23 protein-coding genes are annotated in these 24,590 nt (G+C 66.4%); 7 read left to right on the top strand and 16 right to left on the bottom strand.

Annotation, left to right across the window (positions count from 1 at the left end; genetic code table 11):
- Window positions 1-28: 28 nt before the first annotated feature.
- The 9 genes from ABZX61_RS29025 to ABZX61_RS28985 form a co-directional block, all read right to left on the bottom strand.
- Window positions 29-991 (bottom strand): C40 family peptidase, encoded by a 963-nt coding sequence (locus ABZX61_RS29025; protein WP_355199369.1) that lies wholly within the window; start codon window positions 989-991, stop codon window positions 29-31.
- Entirely contained in the window at window positions 988-2,022 is a 1,035-nt protein-coding gene (locus tag ABZX61_RS29020) for a replication-relaxation family protein (protein WP_355199367.1), read from the bottom strand. Before ABZX61_RS29020 ends, ABZX61_RS29025 begins: the two co-directional genes overlap by 4 nt.
- A 37-nt stretch (window positions 2,023-2,059) precedes the next feature.
- Complete coding sequence (locus ABZX61_RS29015) at window positions 2,060-4,624, bottom strand: type IV secretion system DNA-binding domain-containing protein (protein ID WP_355199365.1); 2,565 nt, start codon at window positions 4,622-4,624, stop codon at window positions 2,060-2,062.
- A complete protein-coding gene (locus ABZX61_RS29010; protein ID WP_355199363.1) occupies window positions 4,621-6,453 on the bottom strand; it encodes an ATP-binding protein in 1,833 nt (610 codons plus the stop codon). Before ABZX61_RS29010 ends, ABZX61_RS29015 begins: the two co-directional genes overlap by 4 nt.
- A complete protein-coding gene (locus tag ABZX61_RS29005) occupies window positions 6,450-7,412 on the bottom strand; it encodes a PrgI family protein (protein ID WP_355199361.1) in 963 nt (320 codons plus the stop codon). Before ABZX61_RS29005 ends, ABZX61_RS29010 begins: the two co-directional genes overlap by 4 nt.
- Window positions 7,409-8,881, bottom strand: a complete 1,473-nt coding sequence (locus ABZX61_RS29000) for a hypothetical protein (RefSeq protein ID WP_355199359.1) — start codon at window positions 8,879-8,881, stop codon at window positions 7,409-7,411. The genes ABZX61_RS29005 and ABZX61_RS29000 overlap by 4 nt, the downstream gene beginning before the upstream one ends.
- 221 nt (window positions 8,882-9,102) lie before the next feature.
- Complete coding sequence (locus ABZX61_RS28995) at window positions 9,103-9,522, bottom strand: pilin (protein WP_355199357.1); 420 nt, start codon at window positions 9,520-9,522, stop codon at window positions 9,103-9,105.
- Window positions 9,523-9,849: 327 nt separating this feature from the next.
- Complete coding sequence (locus tag ABZX61_RS28990) at window positions 9,850-10,758, bottom strand: hypothetical protein (protein WP_355199355.1); 909 nt, start codon at window positions 10,756-10,758, stop codon at window positions 9,850-9,852.
- A gap of 343 nt (window positions 10,759-11,101) precedes the next feature.
- Window positions 11,102-11,515: a hypothetical protein gene (locus tag ABZX61_RS28985; RefSeq protein ID WP_355199353.1), complete on the bottom strand. Its 414-nt coding sequence runs from the start codon at window positions 11,513-11,515 to the stop codon at window positions 11,102-11,104.
- A gap of 660 nt (window positions 11,516-12,175) precedes the next feature.
- On the opposite strand from ABZX61_RS28985, the gene ABZX61_RS28980 reads away from it, so the two are divergent.
- The 3 genes from ABZX61_RS28980 (at window position 12,176) to ABZX61_RS28970 (ending at window position 14,309) form a co-directional block, all read left to right on the top strand.
- Window positions 12,176-12,856 (top strand): hypothetical protein, encoded by a 681-nt coding sequence (locus tag ABZX61_RS28980; protein ID WP_355199351.1) that lies wholly within the window; start codon window positions 12,176-12,178, stop codon window positions 12,854-12,856.
- Window positions 12,856-13,752 carry a DNA methyltransferase gene (locus tag ABZX61_RS28975; protein ID WP_355199349.1) on the top strand — a complete coding sequence of 299 codons (897 nt, stop codon included), beginning with the start codon at window positions 12,856-12,858 and terminating at the stop codon, window positions 13,750-13,752. The genes ABZX61_RS28980 and ABZX61_RS28975 overlap by 1 nt, the downstream gene beginning before the upstream one ends.
- A gap of 308 nt (window positions 13,753-14,060) precedes the next feature.
- Window positions 14,061-14,309, top strand: a complete 249-nt coding sequence (locus ABZX61_RS28970; RefSeq protein WP_355199347.1) for a helix-turn-helix domain-containing protein — start codon at window positions 14,061-14,063, stop codon at window positions 14,307-14,309.
- Window positions 14,310-14,463: 154 nt separating this feature from the next.
- Here ABZX61_RS28970 and ABZX61_RS28965 read toward each other — a convergent pair whose 3' ends face one another.
- Together ABZX61_RS28965 and ABZX61_RS28960 are read right to left on the bottom strand one after the other, a co-directional pair.
- Complete coding sequence (locus ABZX61_RS28965; protein WP_355199345.1) at window positions 14,464-14,691, bottom strand: DUF397 domain-containing protein; 228 nt, start codon at window positions 14,689-14,691, stop codon at window positions 14,464-14,466.
- Window positions 14,678-15,499 carry a helix-turn-helix transcriptional regulator gene (locus ABZX61_RS28960; RefSeq protein WP_355199343.1) on the bottom strand — a complete coding sequence of 274 codons (822 nt, stop codon included), beginning with the start codon at window positions 15,497-15,499 and terminating at the stop codon, window positions 14,678-14,680. The genes ABZX61_RS28965 and ABZX61_RS28960 overlap by 14 nt, the downstream gene beginning before the upstream one ends.
- Before the next feature lie 204 nt (window positions 15,500-15,703).
- On the opposite strand from ABZX61_RS28960, the gene ABZX61_RS28955 reads away from it, so the two are divergent.
- Together ABZX61_RS28955 and ABZX61_RS28950 are read left to right on the top strand one after the other, a co-directional pair.
- A complete protein-coding gene (locus tag ABZX61_RS28955) occupies window positions 15,704-16,321 on the top strand; it encodes an ATP-binding protein (protein ID WP_355199341.1) in 618 nt (205 codons plus the stop codon).
- Between the two features lie 402 nt (window positions 16,322-16,723).
- On the top strand, window positions 16,724-17,017 hold the full coding sequence (locus ABZX61_RS28950; RefSeq protein WP_355199339.1) for a hypothetical protein: 294 nt from the start codon (window positions 16,724-16,726) through the stop codon (window positions 17,015-17,017).
- 40 nt (window positions 17,018-17,057) lie between these two features.
- On the opposite strand, the gene ABZX61_RS28945 is transcribed toward ABZX61_RS28950, so the two are convergent.
- Window positions 17,058-17,417, bottom strand: a complete 360-nt coding sequence (locus ABZX61_RS28945) for a hypothetical protein (protein WP_355199337.1) — start codon at window positions 17,415-17,417, stop codon at window positions 17,058-17,060.
- Window positions 17,418-18,411: 994 nt separating this feature from the next.
- On the opposite strand from ABZX61_RS28945, the gene ABZX61_RS28940 reads away from it, so the two are divergent.
- Together ABZX61_RS28940 and ABZX61_RS28935 are read left to right on the top strand one after the other, a co-directional pair.
- Window positions 18,412-18,603 carry a helix-turn-helix domain-containing protein gene (locus ABZX61_RS28940; RefSeq protein WP_355199335.1) on the top strand — a complete coding sequence of 64 codons (192 nt, stop codon included), beginning with the start codon at window positions 18,412-18,414 and terminating at the stop codon, window positions 18,601-18,603.
- On the top strand, window positions 18,600-19,964 hold the full coding sequence (locus ABZX61_RS28935; RefSeq protein ID WP_355199333.1) for a tyrosine-type recombinase/integrase: 1,365 nt from the start codon (window positions 18,600-18,602) through the stop codon (window positions 19,962-19,964). The genes ABZX61_RS28940 and ABZX61_RS28935 overlap by 4 nt, the downstream gene beginning before the upstream one ends.
- 418 nt (window positions 19,965-20,382) lie before the next feature.
- Here the strand turns inward: ABZX61_RS28935 and ABZX61_RS28930 are convergent, their stop codons facing one another.
- The 4 genes from ABZX61_RS28930 to ABZX61_RS28915 all read right to left on the bottom strand — a co-directional run bounded on the left by ABZX61_RS28930 (window position 20,383) and on the right by ABZX61_RS28915 (window position 24,490).
- The gene (locus ABZX61_RS28930) at window positions 20,383-21,000 is read right to left on the bottom strand and encodes a hypothetical protein (protein ID WP_355199331.1); all 618 of its coding nucleotides are present in this window, start codon (window positions 20,998-21,000) and stop codon (window positions 20,383-20,385) included.
- A gap of 19 nt (window positions 21,001-21,019) precedes the next feature.
- The gene (locus ABZX61_RS28925; RefSeq protein WP_355199329.1) at window positions 21,020-23,011 is read right to left on the bottom strand and encodes a DUF6571 family protein; all 1,992 of its coding nucleotides are present in this window, start codon (window positions 23,009-23,011) and stop codon (window positions 21,020-21,022) included.
- Window positions 23,012-23,040: 29 nt separating this feature from the next.
- Window positions 23,041-23,274, bottom strand: coding sequence for a hypothetical protein (locus ABZX61_RS28920; protein WP_185067672.1), 234 nt, complete (start codon window positions 23,272-23,274; stop codon window positions 23,041-23,043).
- 505 nt (window positions 23,275-23,779) lie between these two features.
- Entirely contained in the window at window positions 23,780-24,490 is a 711-nt protein-coding gene (locus ABZX61_RS28915; RefSeq protein ID WP_355199327.1) for a hypothetical protein, read from the bottom strand.
- Between the last annotated feature and the right edge of the window lie 100 nt (window positions 24,491-24,590).

Here is a 24,590-nt window from a genome sequence, read left to right as displayed (position 1 = left end):
TGAGTGGTTGGGGATGCCGCTACGGTGGTCAGTCGGTGGCGGGGTGAGCGTGGGGCCGGGTGAACCCGATCAGGTCCTCGCGCTGGTAGGTGTCGATTTTGACGACGGTGCGCCGGTTGGGGGCGTGGATCATCCGTCCGTTTCCGATGACAAGGCCGACGTGTCCCGGGCCGTCTGCTTCCATGCGGAAGAAGGCCAGGTCGCCGGGCTGTTCCTGACCGCGCGAGATAGGGGGTCCATGCCTCCATTGGTCGGCGGCAACCCTTGGAATCGAGATCCCGGCTGCTTGGTAGGCGCGCATGGTCAGGCCGGAGCAGTCGAAGGCGGTCGGTCCTTCGGCCCCCCAGAGGTACGGTTTGCCGAGTTGGGCATGGGCGTAGGCGAGGACGGCCATCACGCGCTCGCCGGGGATGACGGTGACGCAGGTTCCGGCGAGTGCGTCGACGGTGCGCTGGGCGAGCGGCTCCCACTGTGCGTAGGAGCTTGGCGCGGCGGAGCGCTGGACGGCTTGGGCTGCTTGGGTGAGTGGCAGCTGTTCCCAGCGGGGCACTTTCACCAGGTGGTCGTAGAAGGTGCCGGTGGCGTAGCGGGGGTCGAGGATCTGCTCGGGTGTTCCCCAGCCTTGTGAGGGGCGTTGCTGGAACAGGCCGAGGCTATCGAGGTGCCCGTTCCGCAGGTTTCGCAGCTTGGATTCCTGGAGCGTGGTGGCGACCGCGATGACGGCCGCTCGCGCGGGCAGAGCGCGTTCCATGGTGACCTGGACGATGAGCGCGGCGTTAGCCTGCTGCTCGACGTCGAGATCCAGCATCGGTGCCGTACGAGCCGAGGGTGGGACCGTGACCGGGCCGCCCGTCATGCTGCTTGTGGTGGGTGCGATCGTGCAGGCGATGCCGCCGGGTGTTGGCGAGCTGGTCAGGATGCTGGTGGCGGCTGCGACGAAGGCCAAGACGATGAGCAGCAGGAGGGCAGCGCCGGCCGCGGCGGCCTTCACCTCTTCTCGTCTTCTTTCGGGAACAGGCTGTCGAGGAAGTCGGCGTCGGTGTCGTGGTGGCTGCCGGTGGTGGGCTGGGGTTGGGTGCGGCCGAGGGTGAGGTGGGGCCAGCCGTTGGCGAGATCGGCCAGCCGCATCCTGGGCTGGCTCGTCTCGGCTGGGGCTGGAAGCCAGATGGGTCCGGCGGGGCCGTCGCCGCAGGTGGTGTGGGCGGCAGTGGCGATCGGGAGGTCACGGTTGGTGAGGAGTTTGCGCAGGTTGGCTTCGCGGGTGGGGTTGGGTAGCCAGAACAGGATGGGAGTGGTGATCTGGGTGGCGTCGGCGAGATCGCGGTAGCTGTGGAGTTTGTCGGCCACGCGCTGGAGGGTTTCGGTTCCGGTGTCGTGTTCGAGGAAGAAGTCAATCTCGTGGCCGCTTTCGTGCCAGCAGCCGTAGGCATCGGGCCGGGCCAGGTCACCCCACTGCTTGGCGCACTGCTTCTCCGACCACCACGCTCTCAAGTGGGTTGACGAGGTGTGGCGGGCGTGGTGCTGCAGGCGGGAGAAGAAGTCGTTGACGCCGACTTGGTGAGCCAGACGGGAGGAGACGGCGATGGTGACGTCGGGGTCGTAGCCGAGTTCCTTGATTGACATGCCGTGGTGGGCGGCCAGTGCGGCGGCTCCCGCTTTACCGAGGGCCCAGTGGATGGGAGCTGAGCCTGCGCCGTATCCGGCCCAGGGGCGGAAGCGGGTGATGGCGTTGAGGTGGAACAGAGTGGTCATGCGTTTGCGGGTGGCTTGGGGGATGCCGAAGAAGATGCGCTGGAGTTGGTGGGTGGTCAGGACGCGGTGGCGGTGCAGATAGTCAAGGATCTGGTAATCGCGTTCGGTGAGCCTTGCGGCGAGGGCGGTCAGGGCAGCGCGGTCGAGGCGGGGCTGGGCTGCGGGGATGGGTTGCACGGTCCAGCGAGCCAGCTTGCGGGAGGGCGGGCGGGAGACGGGCTGGTCACTGGACTGGCAGGTGCACGAGCAGGTGCAGGGCGTGTTCGGCATGGTGGTGACTCCGTGAAGTGATGGGGCGTGGGCTGGGTCAGGACCGGTTGGTGGACTGCTGGGCTTGGGAGGCTTCGCTGTCGCGGGGGTCATGGCCGGGTGCGCTATTACCCGCTCGCTGCTTGTGTGAGCGGCTTGCGTGCCCGGTGGTGGCACCGCTGGCGAACCGCTCACGCGACGCTTGGCGGATGGCTTCTTCCCGACCTTCGGCTGGGGCAGGGAGGGGGCGGGTGCGCAAGGTGAAGGCGGGTGTCTGCTGGCGGTCGACGATGAGGCGGGCGACGGCTTGATAGGCGCCGAGGTGGGTGAGATCGTGCGGGCTGATCAGAGGGGCGGTGTGGTGCTTCAACTCGCCTGCGTCTTTGGGTGAGGCGTTGAAGTAGATCTTGTTGCGAGCGTCGGCGGACAGGGCTTCGCGCAGGTCGGCGGGGAGCTGGTCGAGGTGCTGGTGGGCCAGGACGAGGGAGAGGCGGTAGCCGCGTGCTTCGGCGAGGACGTCGTTGATGTGGCCCGGCAGGTTGAGGAAGTTGTGGCATTCGTCGATGACGAGGGTGGCGTCAGGCCGGTCTGCTTCGGCGAGGTTGGTGCGGCGGGTGGTGGCTTGCCAGGTGTGGGCGACCAGGATGGAGCCGAACAGCCGGGCGGCGTCGTCACCGAGGATGCCTTTCGGCAGGCGGGCCAGGATGAGGCCGCCCCGGTCGAGGAGTTGGCCGACGGGGACGGTGGTGTCGGGGCTGGCCAGCGCTTGCCGTACGAACGGTCGCAGCAGGACGGCGCGGAGTTTGTTCATCACGGGCCCGATGACGCCTGCTTGGCCGGCCGGGGTAAGAGCTTCGTAGGAGTCCCAGAAGCCGGCCAGTAGCTCATCCTGTAGGCCCAAGGTGATCCGGGTACGGAAGGCGGAGTCGGTGAGCAGCCGTGGAACGTCGGCCAGGGTGGCTTTGCGGCCCAGGACGCTGGTCAGGGTGAGGCAGGTGGAGCGCAGCAGGTCATCCACGCGTGGTCCCCAGGCTGTGGAGAAGCAGCGATGGAAGATGGTGACGACGGAGTCGACGGCGAAGGTGGGGTCGCCTCCGGCGAGGATGTTGATCGAGGGTGGTGGTGTCGGGTCTTGCGGGTCGAACACGACGGTCTTGCCGACCGCTCGTTCGGGCAGCCGGTTGAGGATGTCGGTGACCAGGTCCCCCTTCGGGTCTATGACCAGGGCACCTCTCCCGGCATGAGCGTCTGCCAGGACCATGTTGGCCAACAGGGTGGATTTCCCGACGCCGGTCCCGCCCAGGACGTGCGTGTGATGGCGGCCGTCGGCCACGGGCAACGCCACGGGCCGCTGTGGTCCGCTGTCGGCGTCGCCCAGGATGCGGGCCGTACCGCCCGCCGTATGGCGGGGTACGGCCGGGGACGGCGCGACAGGACGAGCCCCGGCACGGGTGATGCCGGGGGCGTCGATGTCCCACGGCAGGTGGGCGAGCGCGGCCAGCTCAGCGACGGACAGCAGGTGGCCACCGTCGAGGCGGCGCGAGCCGATCACCCGGTCAGCGCGCCAGAGACGGGCTCGGCGCAGGTACTGATGGCCACCGGTGAAGAGGGCGAAGACGCCGGCCAGAGTGTGGGCCTGGCCTCGCAGCCACCCACGAACCAGGTCACGCGAATCCGTATCGCCTGTCGGCGCGTTGGCGAAGGTGGGTTCGCGGTTGGTGGCGACGGCGTAGCGGATGGCGACCGTGTAGCGCGGCTGGCCAGCCTTGGCCAGGATCGCGCGGACCTGCTCGGCGCGTTCGGGAAACTCGCGAGCTAGCTCGCCGCTGTGCTGGCGGTTGCGGCTGGCATCGGGGAGGGGAAGCAGTTCGTCGAAGACGCGGCCGAGGCTGTGACGGCTGCCTCCTCCACGCAGGTTGGCGGCTGCCCGGTACGCGTGGCGCAGGCGCCTGCCGGTGGTCGGGCGGGCCAGGATTTGGACGACCGCGTGCTCGCCTTCACGTAGGCCGCTCATGGCTTCCAGAAGGGAGCGGACGGGGTCGTGGTCGTGGTCGGTCTTGAGCGGGAAGTGCTCCGGCGCGGCCAGCACGAGCCGTCCACCGGTAATCTCGGCCGCTGCAGGTAGGGGCGAGGTGGCCGGCCATGTGGTGGTGATCGCGCCCGGCCATGCGGCTTGGATCGCCTTCTCCACGATGCCGGGCGGGATGGCGCCGGGCACCCACACGCGGATGCGCACTCCCGCGTCGCTGCCGTGGTACTCCCACACCAGGTGCGGTTGTCCGGTGAAGGCGCGCTTCCACGCGGGCCGGAGCAACCCGACGAGCTGCCGCCACAGGACCACGGCGCCTTCGGGGTCACTGCGCGGTGGGCTGGAGATCTCGATCAAGCGGGCGTCGGGTGTCATATCGGCGTGATGAAGCCAGCCGAGCAGGTAGCGCACCGCAGCAGCCACGACCCACACCAACCCCCCGACCAGAGCAAGACGGGGGCCGTAGGTGAGGGCTAGTTCGGGCAGGCGGGCGGGTAGCTCGGCCAGGAAGTCGAGGGCGGTCTGGACGTCATGCTCGTCGATCCCGCACAGCAGGCACGGCCCATCTGGGCCCCGTGACGGGTTGCTGGTCATAGCGGGTCGCCTTCCTCGTCATGGTGACCGGTGCTGATCTCGAAGAAGCCGGGCGAGTCGGCCGGTTGCGAAGTTCGCGCCTGGAGCGGGTTGAGTTGAGCGAGATGGGCTGGGTCGGTGGTGATCAGCTCGACCTCGCGGGGTGAGGCGATGATGTGGAAAGCGGCTCGGCTGGCGGGGCCAGCGACCAGGAGCGCCTCGCCGCGCTCGGCGGTGAGCAGGAACTGGCGCTCGCCGTCGGTCAGGTCGAAGGCATCCCCGATTGCACCGATCGCTTGTGGTGCTTGCCGTAGGAGAATCTGGTTGGCGGCGTTGGCGACGATCGCCTGCCCCAGCTCGGTGCCGAGCAGGTCGGCGGCGTCCTGGGTGACGACAGCGAGTCCGGCCCAGTGCTTGCGCGCGGCCTTGGCCATCCGGAAGAGGAAGCGGGCGCCTTCCGGTTCCTTCATGAGCAGCCAGGCTTCGTCCACGACGACGAGGCGCTTCTTGCGGTCGCGGGGGTTGGCCACTTTCCGCCAGATCGCATCGAGAGCCAGCAGGGTGCCGACGGCTTTCATCTCTTCAGGCAGGTCCCGTAGGGAGAAGACCGTCAGGTGCCCGGCTGGGTGGGTGGTGGTCGGGCCGTCGAACAGCTCGCGGTAAGAGCCGGAGACATAGGGAGCGAGCTGTGCGGCCAGTTCCGCCTCAGCCTGACCGCCTATCTCTTTAGTAAGCGTGGTTACCAGATCGGCGAGCAGCGGTGCGGGTCGGGTCCAGGTGTCGGGGTACCGGGTGATTCCTGCGGTCTGGTAGGTCGCGATGATCGACGAGTCGAGCGCGGCGCGCATCTGCGGCGTGAGCTGCGTGCCGCCGAGCATGGTGGTGACGAGGGTCTGCAGGAACATGGCCCGCCGGGACAGCACGTCATCGTGCGGGCCGTGGCTGGCGGGCAGGTCGAAGGGGTTCCACCGAACTCCGGCCGCGCCGAGGTGCAGGCAGGTGCCGCCTACTGCTTGAGCGAGGCGTGCGTACTCATCTTCAGGGTCGATGACAGAGACCTCAACGCCTTGGTAGAGGAGGCGGAGGGTTTCGAGTTTGGTGAAGAAGCTCTTGCCGGCGCCGGAGCGTGCGAGAACGACGGAGTTGTGGTTGTCCTGGGCGTAGCGGTCCCACAAGACGACGCCAGAACTGGTGGCGCTCAGCCCATACAAGACCCCGGTCTCGCCGATGGTGGTGGTCAGGTCCGGCGAGGTGAACGGGAAGGCCGCCGCCAGAGCGGTCGTGTCGAACGTACGTGTTGCCTGGATGGAGTCGACGCCCAGAGGCAGCGTCGTGGTCCAGCCTTGCAGGGCGCGGAAGGTGACGGGTTGTGCGTCGAGCAGGAGGGAGGCGGCGAGGGCACGGATGCGTTCCACTTCGGCGGCGAGAGCGGGCTCTGTAGGAGCGTGGATGGTGAGGTAGAGACCGACTTTGAACAGACGGCCGTGGCCACGGGCGAGGCTGTCGGCCAGGTCGGTGGCGTCATCGGCGGCGGCCTCGGCGGCGAAATCCTGGAGCCTGCCGTGTTGTGCGTCGGAGCGGCTGGCCGATTCCAGCCGGGCGAGCTGGCGGCGCAACCGCATAGCGGCCACCTGCTGTGGGATCGGCTCGACATGCAGGGACACGTCGAGGCGGCCAGGGTAGGTGAGTAGGGGCTCGAGCCACCCGGCGCCGACGTCGCGGGGATATCCGATGATGGCGAACGACGCGGTGACAGCGCTGGGCAGGGTCACAGTCCTGACGCCAATGTGCGCCGATCCCGGGTGGGCGAGGGTGCTGGCCTCGTTGCGGTTGCGTCGGCGTAGCTTCACGGAGTGCTCCTGGTCGAGGTGATCATTTCGTCGGGGAGGGCATGGCCGAGCGGGTGCCGGCCGCCGGGGTCGAGGCACTCGGTCACCGCCTGGTTGGCTGCCTCGGCGTCGAGGATGCGGGTGGTGACGCCGAGCGCTGCGAGGTTGCGTTCTGCTTCGGCGGCCCGCCGCAGGACTACGGCTGCGGCGACGTCTCGCCGTACCGAGCGGCGGCTCCGACGGGCGGCGGGGTGGTCGCGGAGCACGATGAGCACCTGCCGGGTCAGTAGTTCGCGGGAGGCGTTGAGCTCGGCCAGGTAGTCGGCGTGCTCGCGGGCGGCTGCGGCGAGTGCGGCGTGGGGCAGGCTCGCTGCCTGTTGCTCAACGGTCTCGGCCAGGTCGGTGAGGTCGGCAGGGCGGGCGCGGGCGAGGATCTGCACGGGTGCTTCAAGCGAGTTCAGCCACCGCCCGAACGCCCCGACAAGCGCGGCCTGCTCGCTCGTGGTGCGTAGGTGGAAGGACAGGGTGCTGGTCTCCACTAGCGCCGCGACCCCTCCGTCTGCGAGCTCAAGTGCGCCGTCGGTACGGATTGCCCGGACGGGTAGCTGGAGTGGGGCGGGCAGCTTGCCGCGCAGGCGGCACCACCTCGGCGGTCCGGCGATCCCCTCCGGCGCGGCGACCAGTCTTTTGTTCGCATGACTGTGGAACAGGGCAGCGAGGAGGAGGCGGTCCAGGCTCAACCCATCTCGTTGGCCTAGTGCGACCGTGAGACCAAGCGCGAGGAGCGGGAGGAGGATGGCGGCGAGGATGATGACGGGCAGGTGCCGGTGGAACAGGTAGAAGATGGCAGCGGCGATGCTGCCGGTCAGGACCACGATGAGGATCTGCCGGAAGGTGAGACCGTAGGCGATCTTGTCGGGCTGGTTGACATTGGCGGGAATGCGGGCCAGCAGTGGCGGCGGCTCTGGGCTGTGGTTCACCGGCCCTCATTTCCGGGTTGGCGCTGGGTGCGTGGGATGCGGCGGGGTGGCGGGTCGAGGCGGAGGCGGAGCTGGCCAGGGCGCGGCGTGCGGGTGGGCATGCCGGGCAGCCGGTCCTGAACCCAGGGCGGGCGCGGCCGGATCCACAGCCCCGCCGAGGTGGAGGGTGTTGCCGTTGACGCGGTGTGGGGTGGGCGTGGAAGGCGAGTGACCGGGAACGGCAGCGCGAGCTGGGTGCCCTGGCGGGCACGTTTGGCCGCAGCAGCTGCAGCTTTGGGTGTCGGTGCGCTCGTTGAGCGGGATGGCAGGTGGAGGGGCAGTGGGAGCTGCTGCCAGGCGGGCGTGTGGCTGGGCATTGCGGCTCCCGGTGTTGAGCTGGGCGGAGTGTGGGGGCCAGGGTGATGCGGTCGTGGGCCCCTCGGGCCTTGCGGTCGGGTGGGGCGGCCTTGGGGCGGTGGCCCGCTGTGTCGACGTCTGGTCTGTGCGGTTCCGCGCTTGGCTGCATGTCCGGCTTTGCCGAGGGCGCGGGCGGCACCGATGGTCTTGTAGACCACTACGGCTTTGAGCAGCCGTTTGAGCATGTGGGGTTGGCCCTGCTGCCAGATGGTGCGGGCGACCCACCCCGGGATCTTGATCAAGACGAAGAGGATGCCGATCACGATGAGCGCGTCCAAGACACGGTTGACCGTGGGCCGCAACGTCGCCTCGGCCGCATCCCCAAGACTGGGGCCGACCGGCTGGAGCGGATAGGTGCCGGGTGAATCGGTCAGGAACAACTTGAACGCCAGGATCAAGCCGAGGGCCTGCAAGATTTGGATGGCGAGCAGCCCGAACAAGCACCGCCACCACAACCGGGCGACGCCTTCGGTCTGCGGGAGGGCGTGAAACAGCAGGGCGAGCGGTGCGGCGACGATGAGGAACAGCAGCAGGGTGACGCGGATGAGGCCGATGAAGGCAAGCAGGAGCCCCATCAGCACCGCCGCGCCGATCAGCAGCACCAGGAACAGCGCGGTGCCTTCCGGGTCCTTGATCAGGGTGTCGACCTTGGTGGCGATGAGGTTCCCGGCCCGCTGCCCGTCGACTCCGTCGCCGAGTAGCGCGGCAACCAGAGCGTTGGCCAGCTCGATGGCGTACTGGCAGATGGTGAGCGAGGCGTTCAATGCCACCACGGCGACGACGAGGCGTGGGATGACCTCGGCCGGGGTGGTGGAGCTTTGCGCGCTGCCGTACGCCATCACGATGACGCCCCCGGCAAGCACCATCAGCACGAGCAGCGCGTTGGCGACCAGCCTTACGTGACCGGACAGCTCCCGGACCCGCTCCAGCATCGTCGGCGGTGGCGCGGAGAGCAGAACGCTGCCGACCAGGACGAAAGCCGGATTGATGGCATCGACCACCAGGTGGGTGAACCAGCCGTTCATCGCCTGGTTGATCTTGCAGCCGATATCCATCCATCCGCACTCCTGCATGCCTGCAGACGGTGAGGAGGGTGACGGGATAGGTGGAATCCAGGTCACCTGCGGTGACGGGGCAGGGCTGGAAGCGGATGAAGGCGAGGGTGTGGGTGTCGGCTCGGCCTGGGCGGGTGCTGTCGTGGCGAGCCCGGCGAAAAGAGTCAGGATGGCGATGATGGTGGCCAGCCGAGGCAGGCCCCGCGGCCGTCTGAGCCGTTGTGACGGATGAGGCATGGTCAGGCTCCGACGATGCCTTTGAGGATGGTGACGAGGAGAGGGGCGAGGACGGCGATGCCATAGCCGAGGGCGGCGTAGCGCAGTGTCTTCTTGGCTGCTTCGACTTCCCCTGGGTCGCCTCCGGCCAGGATGTAGCGGACTCCTCCGACAGTGAGGAAGAGCGTGGCCAGGGCCACCAGCAGGCCGACGATGACGTTGCGAAGGTTGTCGATCACCGCGTTCAGTGATGCCGGCGCAGCTAGAAACCGGCCGGAGGCCAGGACGGCACTGGAAGAGCTGGTGACTGTGGCGGCGTGGGCGATGGCGTACTCGAGCAGGGTGCCCAGGACGATGCCGCCGAGGATCGTGAAGGCGACGAGCAGGACTTTGAGGCTGAGGATCTGGGACGAGGAGGTGGTTCGGCGTGGGCGGGACGTCATGTGTTGCCTCCCTGGAGCGGTTAGGTGTCCGTGTGGCCTGGGGCGCTGGATGGTCGCGGCCTGGTTCTCGTCGGGTGAAGGCGGCGCGGAGGCACCGGGCACGGCGCGGGGCCGGTGGGCGTCCTCCTTCGAGCGGCGGAAGAGATGGGCTGGGCCGGGTGACAGGGACCGGTGACCAGGTACAGGTCCCGCTGCCGGGCTCGGCGCCCTCCGCGCTGCCTTCTCATCTGGTAAAAGACCTGGGTGAAGAGCCGAGTTAAGGCATCGGGGCCAGCGAATTTTGTGCAGTCTTTGCTGGGTGCTCGCCGCTGGCGCCCGACGTGATCGCTACAGGTCGCGGGATAGTTCGCCGCGCTGGAGTGCCTGGTAGAGGGCGTTTTCGGCGCGCTGGCGTCGCCTGAGCGCAGTGCAGTAGAGCAGGCCGCGGCGACGGCAGTAGGAGCTGAGCGGGATGCCCTCCAGCCGGGTGAAGGCGATGAGCTCAGCCTCCTCATTGGTGAGAATCTGTTGGGCGACGGCCCTGTTGAGGAGCAGGTCAGGGTGGCCGGCCGGGTAGGCGAGCGTCTGCTGACCGCTCTCGGCCCGGTCGGTGAGATCAGGGTCGGCCAGCAGAGTGGGCTGGTCGGTGGCGTGGGCGCGGATGACGGCGATGTGGGTCAGCCGCGACAGTCGCAGCACCGGATGCGACCAGGCCAGGTTCACCCGGCAGATGGCTTCCATGTAGGCCGTCAGGACCTCGGCCTCCAGGTCCTCGCGATCGACCCGTTCGGCCGGGATCTTGCTGGCGAGGGTGCTGACGAGGCGGCGCAGCATCGGGATCGCCAGGGCGACGGCGGCGACCATCCACGCTCCTCGATGGGTGCGGGCCTGCTCGATGAGGTGCCGCCACACGTGGTCACGGGTGGTGCGTGAACAGGACGGATGCAGCAGCATCTCTCGCAGCTCGTTCAGCGGGATCGACCGGGCTGGAAGCCCGTGTCCGAGCTGCGCGCCGTCGACCGACAGCGGGGCAGGGCCGCGCATGAGGAGGGTGAAGGCGTGTTCGACCACGTCCAGCGGCAGGGAGCCGCCCTGGCGGCATGGGCTGCCGCCGAGGCGGTCGGGCGCCTGGCTGGGTTGGGCGTGGTCTGCTTCGAGGGCGAGGGTGGACAACGGTTCGACCGGGTCGGTGATGGTCGTGCTCGCGATGGCCGCATTGGCGGTGCCAGCGGAGAGGCGGACCAGAGGGTGGGACATAGCGACGCTCCCGATTAGGCGTGTTCGTTTCGGACGTCGCTAGGTCGCCATAGCGCCCGGGCAGGAACCGGGCAGGAAATGATCAGACATCGGACACGGCAAAGATCACACCATGCTTGGATCATGCGTCGGAACCGATGATGACCTGCGGAAACGCTGGCCTGCTGTACCAATGTCCGTTGGATGGCAGGGAGACGAGATCCATGACGCTGCGCACGGAAAGCTGCCGTGAGCTGCGGTAACGGGATGAAGCTGAAAGTCCCAGGTCAAGCTTGTGTCAACGCGGTGGACGAGGCCTGGACCGTTGGATCGCCGCCGCCGAGATGGGCCTGCGGCGTGTCACTCAGAGGTCCACGCCGGGGCCGGGCGGACGGGTAGGGAGGGGGATGGGCGCGCTGGTGCGGAGCATGCGGGCCTCGGCTTGCGCTCGGGCAAGGACAGCCGAGACAGCATCGGCTGAACGGTGAGCCGCCAGCTCCCGGACCTCTTGGGGCGGGTCGCGGTCATCGATGACGATGACTGTCCCGTCGTCGGTGACATGAGTCCGAACCCGCCAGCCGAGCTGACGTCCCGCCGCCCTCGCGGCCTGTCGGACCTCGGCCACATCACCCAACTCGTCCATTGCGTCGCGGGCGAGAATGAGCTGGCCGTAGAAGCCGCGATACTCCGGCTTGAGGCAGGCGACCATCATCGCCTTGACCTGGTCGACGAGCTTGGCGAAGCGGCGTTCGGCCAGTTCGTCCTTCCGGTTCGGCATGCAGATCGCCTCCCGGCTGACACGTCGCGGTGTGCTGTCTTCTCAGGGTAGGTCGCACCGGGCAACAGTGCTTGGCCATCGTGATGAGCCCGGTGACGGAGGTTGCTCGGAACATGCACGAAAGAGCTGTGACCTGCGAAAACAAGCTTCGTTGGCGAAGAGCCGGAGGAAGGAGGTGGGGGAGTGTGATCTGGCGAGCGCCTGCCCGGCACGGTCGCCGACAGCCTGCGGACCATCCGCCAGGGAGCGCCGGGGGACGGGCCCTGGAGTGGAGCCGGCCTTGCCGAACCTTTACGTGATGGGTTGTCTCAACTGGGGTCTTGCGGCAGGTATTTGGATCAGTGACAGGGATCGGTGGCCCGGTATTCGGGCCACACCCACATGACCGAACCCACTACATCTTCGACTGCTCCTGCATCTGCCAGTTCCTGCGTCTCTACCAGGCCTGCCACGGCTGACGCCTCGTTCATCGCATCCGGACTGGACGCTCGGCTCCATGGCTCCGGCTTTCGGCTGGTTCGGGGGCATGTGCCGCTGTCGGTGTGGTCTGCGGCAGCCGACACCGAATCGGTAGCGACCTGTCCGGCGGGTTGCTGCCACCCGGTTAGCGGTCCACTGGCCCGTCACCTCGTCGCTGCGTGCACCCGGCTCGGCGAGACGGTGATCAACCTCGGCGCGACGGATCATCAGCTGGTCTCGGCCGCGCTGACGGCGGGCTGCCTGCCGGTGGCTGTCTTCGCCGACGTAGCTCGCGCGGGTGTGTCCTGGACCTGCCTCGCGCGTACACACCCGGACTACGACCTGGAGGTCGCTGAACTGCGCGTCACTGATTCTTCCGATGAGTCCTCGGTGCTGGCGGATCTCGCCGGCAGTGCGGGGCTGGTCGTGGCCGAGCAGACCTGCCGGCAGCCCCTGGGCCGGTCGACCGGGCGGCCGGGCTCGGAGTCTGAAGCCGAGGTCTTCGACATCGCCCACGCTGCGGGGCTGGTGAAGCCGGGCGGACATCTGGTCGTGGTGACCGGTCTGCAGCGCGAAGGCACGGTGGTAGACCCGGTGCCGGAGGTCATCGAGCTGGCCCGTGACGCGGGACTGGTGTATCTGCAGCATGTCATTGCTCTGCGGCACCCCGTCCGCGGTGAGCGCATCGAGCCGTACGTCTCCCGCTGTTCTCTGGCCGGGCTACGAGAGCTGCCTGCGTGCGCCGGGTTGCCGGCGAGCGCGCGAGTGCACTCGGACGTGCTGCTGTTCGCCAAACCTCAGATGCCCTCGGGCCCAGAGGCATCGACGCTTCCAGGCATGGAGGGCACCGAGGCTTCGGCTCGGACCGGAGGTGAGCGTTGATGGTTGAGGTGACGACTTCGGTGTGGGCGACCGGGCAACGGCCCTCGCGGGTGCAGCGGCGGGACCGGTACGTGCCGGAGTCGATGCAGCATCCCGGCAAGATGCTGCCCTCGATCGCCGCTAGGGTGATCGAGACCTATACCAGTCCAGGAGAACTGGTGATCGATCCGATGTGCGGGATCGGCACCACCCTCGTCGAAGCTGCCCATCTCGGTAGGCACGCCGCAGGCGTGGAGTACGAGGAGCGGTGGGCGCGGCTGGCGATCGCCAACCTTGGCTACGCCCGCAAGCAGGGTGCGTCCGGCTTCGGGCGGGTGATGGCCGGGGATTCCCGGCACATCGCCCGGCTGCTCCCCGACCTGGTAGGGAAGGCGGCGCTGGTGCTCACCTCGCCCCCGTACGGAGCGGCCACGCACGGGCACATCCGCTCCACCCGTGATACCGGCGAGCCGGGCGTGCGCAAATGGAACCAGCGCTACTCCCACGACCGCGCCAACCTCGCCCACCAGCAGCTCCCGCAACTCCTCGACGGGTTCGGCCGCATCCTGGCCGGATGCGTGACACTGCTGCGGCCGGGCGGCGTGGTGGCAATCACGGTGCGGCCGTACCGGATACGCGGCGAACTGGTCAACCTACCCGGCCACGTACAGTCTCTTGCTCGTGAGAACGGGCTGGAGTTCGTGGATCGGATCGTCTGCCTGCTGTGCGGGCTCGGCGACGGCCAGCTCCTCAACCGGGCGTCATTCTTCCAGCTCCACGAGGCGCGCAAGGGATGGGCGCGCGGGCTGCCGATCCACGCAGTCGCGCATGAAGACCTGCTCGTGTTTCGCCGGTCTCAGCTGCTGGCCCAGCTCGATCCTGGCTCTGCACTGGCAACCGTCCACGAGCTGGAGTAGCCCCGCGTAGCCCTGGTCCCCGGCCTGGCTTCGGGCCGGGCGCTGGGGCGCGGTCGTAGACCTGCGGATTTCGCTGGACGCACGCCATGGAGGTGGCGTCGATACCGCCTGCCACCCACCCATCCGCCGCGGTACCGAACCCCGAACCGGGGCTGTGGCCGCCCGTCGATGAACGGCGGTCCCACCCCCGCGCCCCTGGGCCAGCCCGGGCCCGGGTTTGGGGCGTGGCGCCCACCACAGCCCGCCAGGAACGTGCGGTCCACGCGACCCGCATGTCCTTGTTCATCAAATGCTCATGGAGGCGATGCATGACCAGCACAACCCCAACCAGCCACCCGGCACAGCAGGAGCCGGAGGTGATCAGCTTGCTTGCGGCCGGGCGGCTGCTCGGCATGGGCCGCACCAAGGCATACCGCCTCGCGAAGGCAGGTGGGTTTCCGTGCCGGGTGCTGCGTATCGGTGGCCGGTACGCGGTGCCGGTGCGCGGGCTGCGGGCGCTACTCGACCACATGAACGAGGGCGGCAGCGAGAGCCGCCCTGCACGCGAGGACGGATAACCCCCGATAGCGAAAGACCCTGATAAGGCGGCGAGCAAGGAGCTCAAAGTCGCCAAGGGCAGATTCCCCCGTAGCACGACCGCGGTTATGGCCAAGCGCCTGTCCGGAGGTGGGAGAGGAGGGTGAGGTGATCTCGCCCTCCTCCTCGATTGGGCTAGAAGTCGAATTCGCCAGCCTTGGCGCCGGCCACGAAGGCGCGCAAGACACTCCCGCGCACGATCCACGGCTGCACGTCGTCGGGTTGTTCGGTGTCTCGGATGCCGAAGTGGTCGCCGCTCAGCTGGGCCACCTCGATGCAGTCGCCACCATTGGCGCCGCTGAAGGAGGACTTACGCCACTGCGCTGTCTCCAGCTCGGCAGCCAGCTCGTCAGTCACGTTCATACATCACCATCTTCTCGCGTATCGCGTCTGCGGTCTCATTGACCGGTCGGGCATATGACCGGATGGCGTCGAATCTGACACTAACGGTGCGCACGCGGTCCACGCGATCTGTTACCTCGCCGTCCGCGGCTGAGTCCAAGTACACGGCGTCTGGTCCCTGGAGGAGTTGGGCGATGACGAATCCGCCCAACAGGCCGATCGTGGGTACGGCGGTCATCGGAACGATCTGCAGGGTGATGCAGGGGTGAGCCAGCAGTTCGAGGAGGTGGTCGAGCTGCTGTCGCATCACCCCGGCTCCTCCAATGGGGCGCAGGAGGACTCCTTCGTCGATGACCGCCGCGTACATGGGTGGCTCGGGACGGTCGAACACCACCTGCCTGGCGAGGCGCGCCTCAGCTTCTTCGTCGACGCGTTCGTTGCTGATGCCCGGCTGCCCGCTCAGGATCGCGCGAGCGTAGTTGCGCGTCTGAAGCAGTCCGGGAACCACGAGGGGTTGCCACGTCCGCAGGGTATGCGCGTTGGCCTCGATCTTTGGCCACTGGCGGAACCAGGTCGGTCCTGTCTTGATTACGAGGGGCAAGAGGCGGAGCAGGTCTCCCTTGAGGCCGAGAAGGCTCTCTACCTGCTCGGTGAAGTCTCGCTGCGGTGTGCGCTTGGCGTTCTCGATCTGGCTGACCAGGCTCTTGCTGACATGGGCGTAGTCCGCGATCTCTTCTTGCGTTACGCCTCTTTCGTCCCGCAGCCTCCTCAGTTCGGCCCCGAAGAGAGCGAGAGGACTGGCTCCTGGGTCGAGTTCGCTTGCGGCCATGGACGCATCACCCTCACGTTCACAAGTACACACACATCCGTGAACCCGATGTGTGAAGCAACTGTGTCGCCTGTTGACTACTCAAAGTAACTGGCGGGGGCCAGTCTGGGGAGTGTCTTCAACGAACCAGGCGAACTCGGGTTCACAAGAAGAGCCGATCTTGTGGACCTTGAGGCCAAGCCCCCGAGATGGTCGGTGATATCCATGCCAACGGAAACCGCGCCCGTGCCGGTGCAGGAATCTCGCCCGCCGACAGCGATGATCCTGATTTCGCAGATCAGCCTGCCTCGTAACGCGAGGGCACCTCGCCAGGGGCGACATGTCCTCACCCAGTGGATTGGCAAGGACGATCTGTTGCTCCCTTCGCTCCTCCAGGTGGCCAGCGAACTGCTCACCAACGCCGTCATCCACCCGGCACACGGCCTGGGGCGTGAGTCGGTAGTGCTACGCGTCAGCCGCGGCCGCCGCTTCCTCCTGCTGGAGGTCATCGATCCCGGCACCCTGGACATGTCCCCCTTGCCGCAGCCGCATTCGCCTGCCTTCACCTCGGAGACAGGTCGCGGCCTGGGCATCGTGGCGGAGTACGCCTCTGCCTGGGGCACCTACACCTGCAATGCCGGACGCCGCAATGTGTGGGCTGTACTGGGGGAAGACGCGTCTGCGACAGGCCACGCGAGAGTCGATGGTCCCGTTGAGCCTTCCCAACTCCAAGCGGCAGGTATCGCCGACGGCGGGCGGGGGACTGCAGGCTGCCAGGCCCTCCACGGTCTGGCAGACCAACCTCACAGGTGTGTCGGCAGGGACATCGCTCATGGTCAATGACCACGGCAAGAGGATCAATAGCCCGCACACCTACAGGCTCGGAGGGGCCCCCGTAAGTCAACGGCACCGTCCTGGCGTACGCATCGATCAGCGATGTGGGGGACGCGGCTGCGGTGCGAGACATGAGCAACCTCAACGCCGGCACGCCACTCGTGCCGTGCAATGCGCCGAGCAAGCTGGGCGTGGCGATCTAGGGCAGGACGAACCCTCGGACCGGAGATGCGCCTCCTTCGGCCCCGGACCCGTGGCAGGCGCGGCAGTGATATGGCCCACACGCCGCCAAGTGCCGCCGCACTCCTCCATGATGCGGTCGGATTTTCACCTGTTGGGAGCGCACCCCGCGCACGCTGGTAACGCGACATGAGCGCCCGACGAGCGTGCTGCCGCGAGTGCGGCAGGGACGTGATCAAGGTGTACCTGTTCGATCGCGGTGGTCTCCGCATCGATCTCGATCCCGAGGCGGTCGTTGGCGGCGACTACACGTACTGGAACCCCACCTATGAGCGTGACCCGCAGATCTGGCGTGCCACCTACCGGCCGATCAAAGTGGCGGCCCCTCTCAATATCTCAAATCAGGACCTCAAGGATTGGGATGGCCGGAAAGCCGCAAACAGCCGCCGATGGTATGTAGAACACGTGTGCGGGCTGACGGCCGCGCAGATCGTGGCAGGACGACGCCGAAGAAGGAGCGCATAGACTGCCCGGCCGCTTGCGCAAGATTGCAGACTGGCCCGGCTTACCCAAGGCCGGATCGTGAGATCCAGGTGGAGGGGCGGCAAAAGCCGTATTTACGACCTTCGCAGAGCTTGAAGGCGGTGATGCGGCTGAAGAAGGTGGAGTCGGTTTTGCAGCCCCAGCGGGCGCCGTTGGAGTCGACGATGGTCCATGTCTGCAGGTAGGAGGTGGCGTATTCGACCCGGACGGCACGGCCGTCGTTGCTTAGGTCACAGACGGTGATGCGGTGGCGGTCGGCAGAGACGCTGACCGATCCCCAGCCGGCGTCATCATGCCAGCCGTCCGAGGTCTGGGCCTTGGCCGGCGAAGGAGCCAGCAGGACGGCGAGAGCGGCGGCTGACAGGGCGATGCGACGGAGCATGGGCTATCCGTTCCGTGTGAGGAGATCAGAACGGAGCTACTGTGAACCTCCTGCGTGTCTGGGGCCCGCAGCCCAGCATCCCTGGCGACATGGCTTGATCAACATTTGGGCGGTGCTTCACAAGGCCATCGATCCAGCGTCATTGCGAGCCGCTCCGGGCTGGGGAGAGTTGCCGTTGCTCAGGTCAACCGATCCTGGCGGTGGCGTCCATTCATGTTGAGGCGGCGCTCTGCGCATGTGCGCCTGCCGCTTGCCGCCGCAGGCGCCCGCGTGGTCGACGACGAACTGGAAGCGCTGACCAGTTGGTCTCGCCGGCTAAATATTTGGCCGCCCGGCGCAGGATGTCACGTCCCAGCTCCAGTTCTTCGAACTGGTCGAAGCATGTATGGGTTGGGTGCGTGGACTGCCGATCCATGCCACCGCGCGCGAAGATCTGCTGATCTTCCGCAAGCCGCCGATATCCCACTCCTCGCCGCTTATCCGCCCGACGGTTGGATCAGCGCTGAGCTGCCGTGACACGTGAGCGCACCAAATCGCTGGACTTGACGACGCGGCCAGAGGTGAGGGTCCATAGCCCGTGCCTCGGCCGTCCGGCGATCGCTACCACGCGGGTGATCACGGGGCCATACGTCCGTCAGGACACCCGACGGGTCGAGGCCAGAGTAGATCACTGGAGAGGAAAGACGCGTACCTTGGAGAACCTTGCCCATTCCCGCGCCGCCATGGAGACGACGGACCGGCTCAACGGCCGGACTGACGACTGCTGGGCCAGCCACATCCGCAGAATCGGCGGGCCCCGTCGACGCATTCACCTACGTGGCAGTGTGAAGCGCCCCAATCGCACCCCAAGCGGGCTCCTGCGCCACGACAACACCACCCATGAGCCGGACAGCGCACACGGCGTCCACTGCAAGATCCGACGTGTCCGTACGCTATCCGGCCCTGCGGACAGCGGTTGCACCGGTATCTGCGATCCAAACACGGGAGTTGGTCGATGACCAGGCATGACGAGTTGCTGACCGTTCCTCAGGTCCTCAAAGAGCTGGGCGGTGTGTCCCGCCGCACGTTCTACCGCTGGCGTCAGCTTGGCCGGGCACCGGTCTGCCTCCAACTGCCCAACCTCGAACTCCGCGTCTGGCGGAGCGATCTCATGGCCTGGCTCGACTCACGGCGGGAGTCGAGGTGAGCACCACGTACGACGTGAAACTGGGCTGCGTTCAGCAGCGCTCCAATAGAAGTGCACCCACCTACATCGCTCGCTGGCGAGTGGCCGGCAAGGAGAGGTCGAAGAGCTTCCGGACCAAGGGCCTGGCCAACGCCTTCATGTCCGACTTGCGGCAGGCGACCAAGGTGGGGGAGGAGTTCGACCTCGCCACCGGTCTCCCAGTGTCGAAGCGCGCGCGGCAATCCTCCGGGCCGTCCGTCCTGCAGTTCGCTCAGGCGTACGTCCTTCGGCGCTGGAACTCGACAGCGCCTCGAACTCGAGAGACAGACGCGTACGCACTGCTGTCTCTCGTCCCTGCGCTGGTCATCGATGCACCGCACCGTCCCACCGCTGGGGAACTCAGGGAGGTTCTCCGGATCCACGCGCTGCTCCCGGAGAAGCGGCGGGCCGACCTGACACCGGCACAGGCCGTGGCTTTGAGCTGGTTGGAGAGGACCTCTCTACCGCTGACGGCCTTGGAAGAAGCACAGGTTCTTCGCAAGGCCCTCGACGCCATCTCGATCACCTTCTCCGGTACGCCGGCGGCAGCCAACACGGTACGGCGCAAGCGCGCCATCCTGCATCACCTGCTGGAGCATGCAGTCGAGGAGCGACTGTTCAACAGCAACCCGCTGGACAAGATCAAAAGGAGAGTACCCAAGCCTGTAGCACTCGTTGATCCCCGCACGGTGGTCAACCCCGCCCAAGCACGGCAACTCCTCGACGCAGTGCCCAAGGTAGGCCGCAAGCGCGGCCCTCGGCTCAAGACGCTGTTCGCATGCGTCTACTACGCCGCGCTTCGGCCGGAGGAAGCGGCGGACCTGCGGCTGGCCAACTGCACGTTGCCGGACGCGGGCTGGGGCCTGATCGTCCTGGAAAAGGCGCGGCCCCAGGGAACGAAGCGCTGGACCAACTCCGGCGAGACCCACGAGTCGCGCAACCTGAAGCACCGTGCGGACAGGGAAACACGAGAGATCCCCATCCCGCCCGTCCTGGTCGCCATGCTTCGCGAGCACATCACCGAGTACGGTACCGCCGCGGACGGCAGAGTTTTCCACACAGGCACCGGTGGCACCTACTCCAGTTCGGCGCATTCCTACGTCTGGCAGGAAGCTCGCAAACTCGCGCTCACCCCCGCGCAGTTCGCCTCTTCTTTGGCTGCTCGACCGTACGATCTGCGGCACGCGGCAGTTTCTCTTTGGTTGAACGTGGGCGTCCCGGCCGTCGAAGTCGCCAAGCGCGCCGGCCATAGCGTGGATGTCCTGCTGCGGGTTTACGCGAAATGCGTGGACGGTCAGCAAGAGCACATCAATGGCAAGATCAACGAGGCTCTGGACGAATAGCCTACATGTATCTGCTTTCGGCCCCGGCCCGACCGGGGCCCTTTCACTTCCTGCCCCGCGTCATGTCGGTGTTCCCGCCACGAGACGCCGCGCTCGGTATGCCTGAATGATTCGCCCTGTCGGCTCCCTGCACAGTCGCCACACGGCATCCGCCCGCTCGATGCCTCCGTGACACCATGGCCGGGCAACCCTTAGAGGCCAAAAAGCCTGCTCAATCACCGGCGTGAATGGATATCAGGGCGGACTGGCAGGAATTCGATACCGTCGTTTGATGAGCCGCTCCATGCGCCTGGTTGCTATGAGGTGGAGGTAGATACCTCCGTCCGAGAGTCGGTGGAAGTGGCCAAGCTGGTTGTCGCCCTGCTGGTGAGGCAGTCGGTAGTCTCGGCCTTCGATCGACTGTGTACGCGTGAGCCCATCACTGGCGTCGGCCGGAAGCCCGCGTCGATGCTCTGTCCGTGTCGAGAACGATGGGCCTGAGCTGACGAATGAACTCGGCGGCGTCCTTCTGCGGATCCCTGTTCGACGGGGTCTCGGCGAGCGTCACGGTGAGCATGCTGCTGCCGTCCCGCGCCCATGCCCAGCCGGCGCTCTCGTATTTTACCCCGGACTCCACGAGGGTGAAGGTGAATCCGGGCCCGGCGTCGGCGGGCAGGTCGACTCCATCACTGGATGCTTTGATTTGCTCAATATTGCTTAGCGGGAGTGGTGACGTATCTATCTCGATTCTGAGGCGATAGCCGCTTTTGTTGCGGGGTTTGGTGTAGATGTAACAGGAATCGAGGTACTTGCCATCGTCGGACATGTACTTCTCGACAGTGAAATCGCCGAGGCCGGTGGCGCGCTCGATGGACTGCTTCGAGACCAGGCCACATTCCTTGGGCGCAGTGGTGACATCGCCGAGCGGCCGCGTGTCCGGTGTGGGTGAGGGAGGCGATGATGGAGAGGCCGAGCAGGCAGTCAGCAGGCCTGCCGCAAGAAGTAATGCCGTGGGCGGTAACAGGCTTCTCCTCGTGCTGAAGGAGGTTTGGCTCATGGGGGGCCTCTGTTGTGGATCAAGAGTCTCGGGTTATGGCGGAATTTGCGCCATAGAAGACACGTTTCGTATCATCGTTCAGATAGAGCCATTCACGGTAGGCCCTTCTTTGGTCTGCGCTCATTTCATCCTTTGACATGATCTCCCCATTTACCAGGAAGTCGCCGGGAGAGCCCTTTGGGAACTGCTTGGAAGCGTATGGATGAGTTGGTGCTGGTGCCGATCCGTCACCGAAAAGTCCGTGCCGCATCATGGCTGCCGCGGTGGCATCCCGGAACATGACCTTGGCGTCCTCGATCGCGTTCCCGGCCGCTACTTTTGCCTTGTCCTCTGAGTTGGAGGTGAATTTTCCGTAGATGTGATCCTTCGCTTCGTCCACCAGCAGGCCGACGAACTTGCCCTGCGGTCCCGGAGCCAGGTCGATGATCTTTGTCACCATGTTCTTGAACGCCGCGTATCGCTCGTCGTTCTTCTTGGCCTCCTCGATCTTGGCGATGTTCGCGGCATCCGTGATCGCGTACGTCGTCTCGCTGAGGTCGTTCACCGCGCCCTGGAACTCGAAAGCCCCGCCGCCGCCTCCCATCTTCTTCTCGAGGATGTCCTGCCGCTTCTCGTCGATCTGCTTCTTGGTCGCGTCGGGATGCGACTTATGCCATGCCGCGAACTCGGCTCTGACCTCCCCGGCCAGCTCGGACGCCGTCTCGTCCAGGACCTTCACCGAGTACTGCGCGTGGGCCGCCGCCACGGTCATGAACGCGTCGTTGTCCTTGAACGCCCACGTCATGGCCTTCTTCAGTTCGTCCTTGTTGAAGACGGCGCCATAGGGCTGTACACCGGACAGGGACTTGTCGGGATCGTAGGCGGCGTCCACGCCTATTTCCGTGGTCGGCGGCGCCTGGTAGGCCCGGTGAACGTCGCTGATGTAGTTGGCGTGGATGGAGGCGGCCCAGATCCGGGTGTTCGGCAGGTTCTGCTGCACCTTCTCCTCGGCCCAGTAATGGCTCGCCCATGAGGTGATGAGCGCGGCCTTGTATCCGCTCGACTGCTCCCGGGGCATGCCGTGGTCCCGGAACTTCGTTGACGCCTCGTAGAGGGCCGCGCCGAGCAGGTTGTCGCTCTCCGGCCCCCACCGCCGCTCGCGCATCAGGTAGGCCAGCGGCCTCCGCTGGGGGTCGGTGAAGAAATCCTGGGCCACCTTCGGATGATGGATCAGAGCACTCAGCACCGTGCTCATGGGGCTCACGTCGGGGGCATGCCGAACCTTGTCCTGGCCGGGAAGCGGCAACTCCGGCTCTCTTGCCCGCGCCTGCGGGTGAGCCACGTCGAAGTCGTAGACCCGCTTCACCACATCGAGCATGAACGCGTGGTCGAACTTCCCCTTGCCGAGGAGCTTGCCGATGGCGAAGGCGCTCTGCGGGTCGTCCAGGTCCTTGAGCAGTTCATCGGCGTAGTTATTGGGCAGCTTCCTGGCCCGGGAGGCGGTGCCCAGGATGGTGCTGAACAGCCCGGCGACCTTTTTCTCCGTGCCCAGGTCCTTCTCATCCGGGCGGCCGGCGGGGGGAAGATCTGTTCTGAACATGCGGGAGATCAATCGCTTGAGCTCATCAGGCGGGATCTCCTTGGCGAACGCGGCCGCGAAGAGAGGATCGTTCTTGTGTTTCTCAAGTTCGGCGATCGTCTGGGCGTCGAAGGTCCCGGATTTGGCCTGCGCACGGACTTTCGCCGCCACCGCCTGGGCGAGAGCGGCGCCTTCCGTGGTGCTGGACTGCCAGTCCGCGCCGTCCGCCCAGATGATGCCGTCGCGCTCGAGCTCCGCGTCGGGGGTGGCGAGGATCAGGTCCAGGCGACCTTGAAGGTCCGGTGGCTTCTCGCTCATTTGGTCGGCGACCCTGCGCAGCGCGGGCGAGGTCCAGAACTCGACGCCGAGACGGCCGAGCGCGCTTTCGACCTGGCGGCTGGACTCCCGGAACTCCGGTCCCGTGCGCTTGAGCATGGCTATGACCTTGGTCATGAGTTCAGGGTTGATACCCACGCGAGGACTCATGGAGACACCTCGGACGCGGGAAGGTTGTGGAGCGTGTCCAGGGCCGCCCGGAAGTAGTTCTTGGTGTCGCGCTCCCACTGGCGGATATCGGCGGAGAGTTTGTCGCCCTCCGGCCCTTTCAGCGCACCACCCTCGGCGAGGCGGATGAGCTCGCGTAAATCCGCCTCGCACTGATCGGAAAGACGCTCGATCTGTCGGCGAGCGGTCTCTACCTCATCTTTCGTCGGCATGACGGCCTGACCCGGGAAAGACGACTGGACGCTTGAATGGTAACCATGGATGGCACATCTGGGACGAGTCCGACCAAGTGGATATCGCTCGAACCCGAAAGCTCCGGCCGTACGTACAAGGTGGGAAGTGGCTATGGCGCGGACAGACCGTGGATGGTGCGCCTGTCGAAACTCCATCCGTGCAGTTCAAGTGGCATGCGAGTATTCGTGAAGGGCTCCACCGGGCCAGTCTCGCCTCGGTGAGTTCAGGTCGGCGATTCGCATCAGAGCGGCGATGGAACCCGGGACGGCGCGTAGAGGAGCCGCCTGTGCGCTGGCTACGTCCCGTCGGGTGGTGTAGATCCGGCCTAAAGCCCACAACATGACTTTGTCTGCGCGATAAGCGTGATTCTGGGATCGGTATCTGGCGCGACCGGTCACTGTGAGACGCACAACCACATGGCGCGATGGACTGGCTGGCTCTGCGCTGCCAACTGCCCCAGTCGCACCGTTTGGCGGGGGGCGTTCAGGTGCTGTCGGGGTTGGTGAGGTCGTCACGGGCGATGACGACGCGGGTAGCCTTACCGGCCTTACTGGCGGTGGTGGTCGGCGGCAGGACACGGACGTGGATGAAATACACCCGGACACTGGCTAGTTCGGTGAACGGCGGCCAGGCGCCGGGGGTGCCGTCGGTAGGGAAGTCTAGGAGCTTGTCGGTGACGTTGTAGACGACGAGGTAGGCGGTGCGCTCCCCGTAGTCGTGGGCGTACTTGATGATCTGGTGCAGGCCCTTGATGAGGTAGGACTTGCCCCGCCCGTCACCGTCGAAGATCTTTCCGTCGCAGATCAAGGGCTCGCGACCGTCGAGGTCGCCGATCAGGTCCGCTTCACCAGAGGCTGATCGCGGCTTGGCATGCGTGATGTGATCGCCCTCGAGGAACAGAAAGCGTTGAAGGTCGAGATTGTAGATCTCCTCACCGTTGCGGGTGTCCGCCGTGTATCGCGCGTGCAGTTCTTCGCGATCGAACCACTCGATGCGAGTCCGATAGCGCTGCAGGGTGTGCAGGATGCTGCTCTCAGCGCCGACGCGCTCGCTGAGGAAGTCGAACAGCGGCTGCAAGATGTCCTCGGTGAACTCCCGCCAGCTGTCCTGCAAGTTGGGCTTCATGCTGTACTCCGAGGCGGTCCGGAACCCGGCCTGGGAGTCGTGCTCGTCCTCCGCCGCGATGTCCTGCATCACAGAAATGAAAGTTCGGGGTGTCATCTCGATCTCAGGTCTGTGATCAGGCCGGTGTGTGCCAGGAAGGCGTCTAAGAGCTTGGGGCGGTACTGCATCT

Source organism: Nonomuraea sp. NPDC003709, from assembly GCF_040610775.1.
Taxonomy (GTDB): Bacteria; Actinomycetota; Actinomycetes; order Streptosporangiales; family Streptosporangiaceae; genus Nonomuraea; species Nonomuraea angiospora_A.
Note: the sequence above shows the minus strand (reverse complement) of the source record. Positions and strands in the feature narration are given on the sequence as shown.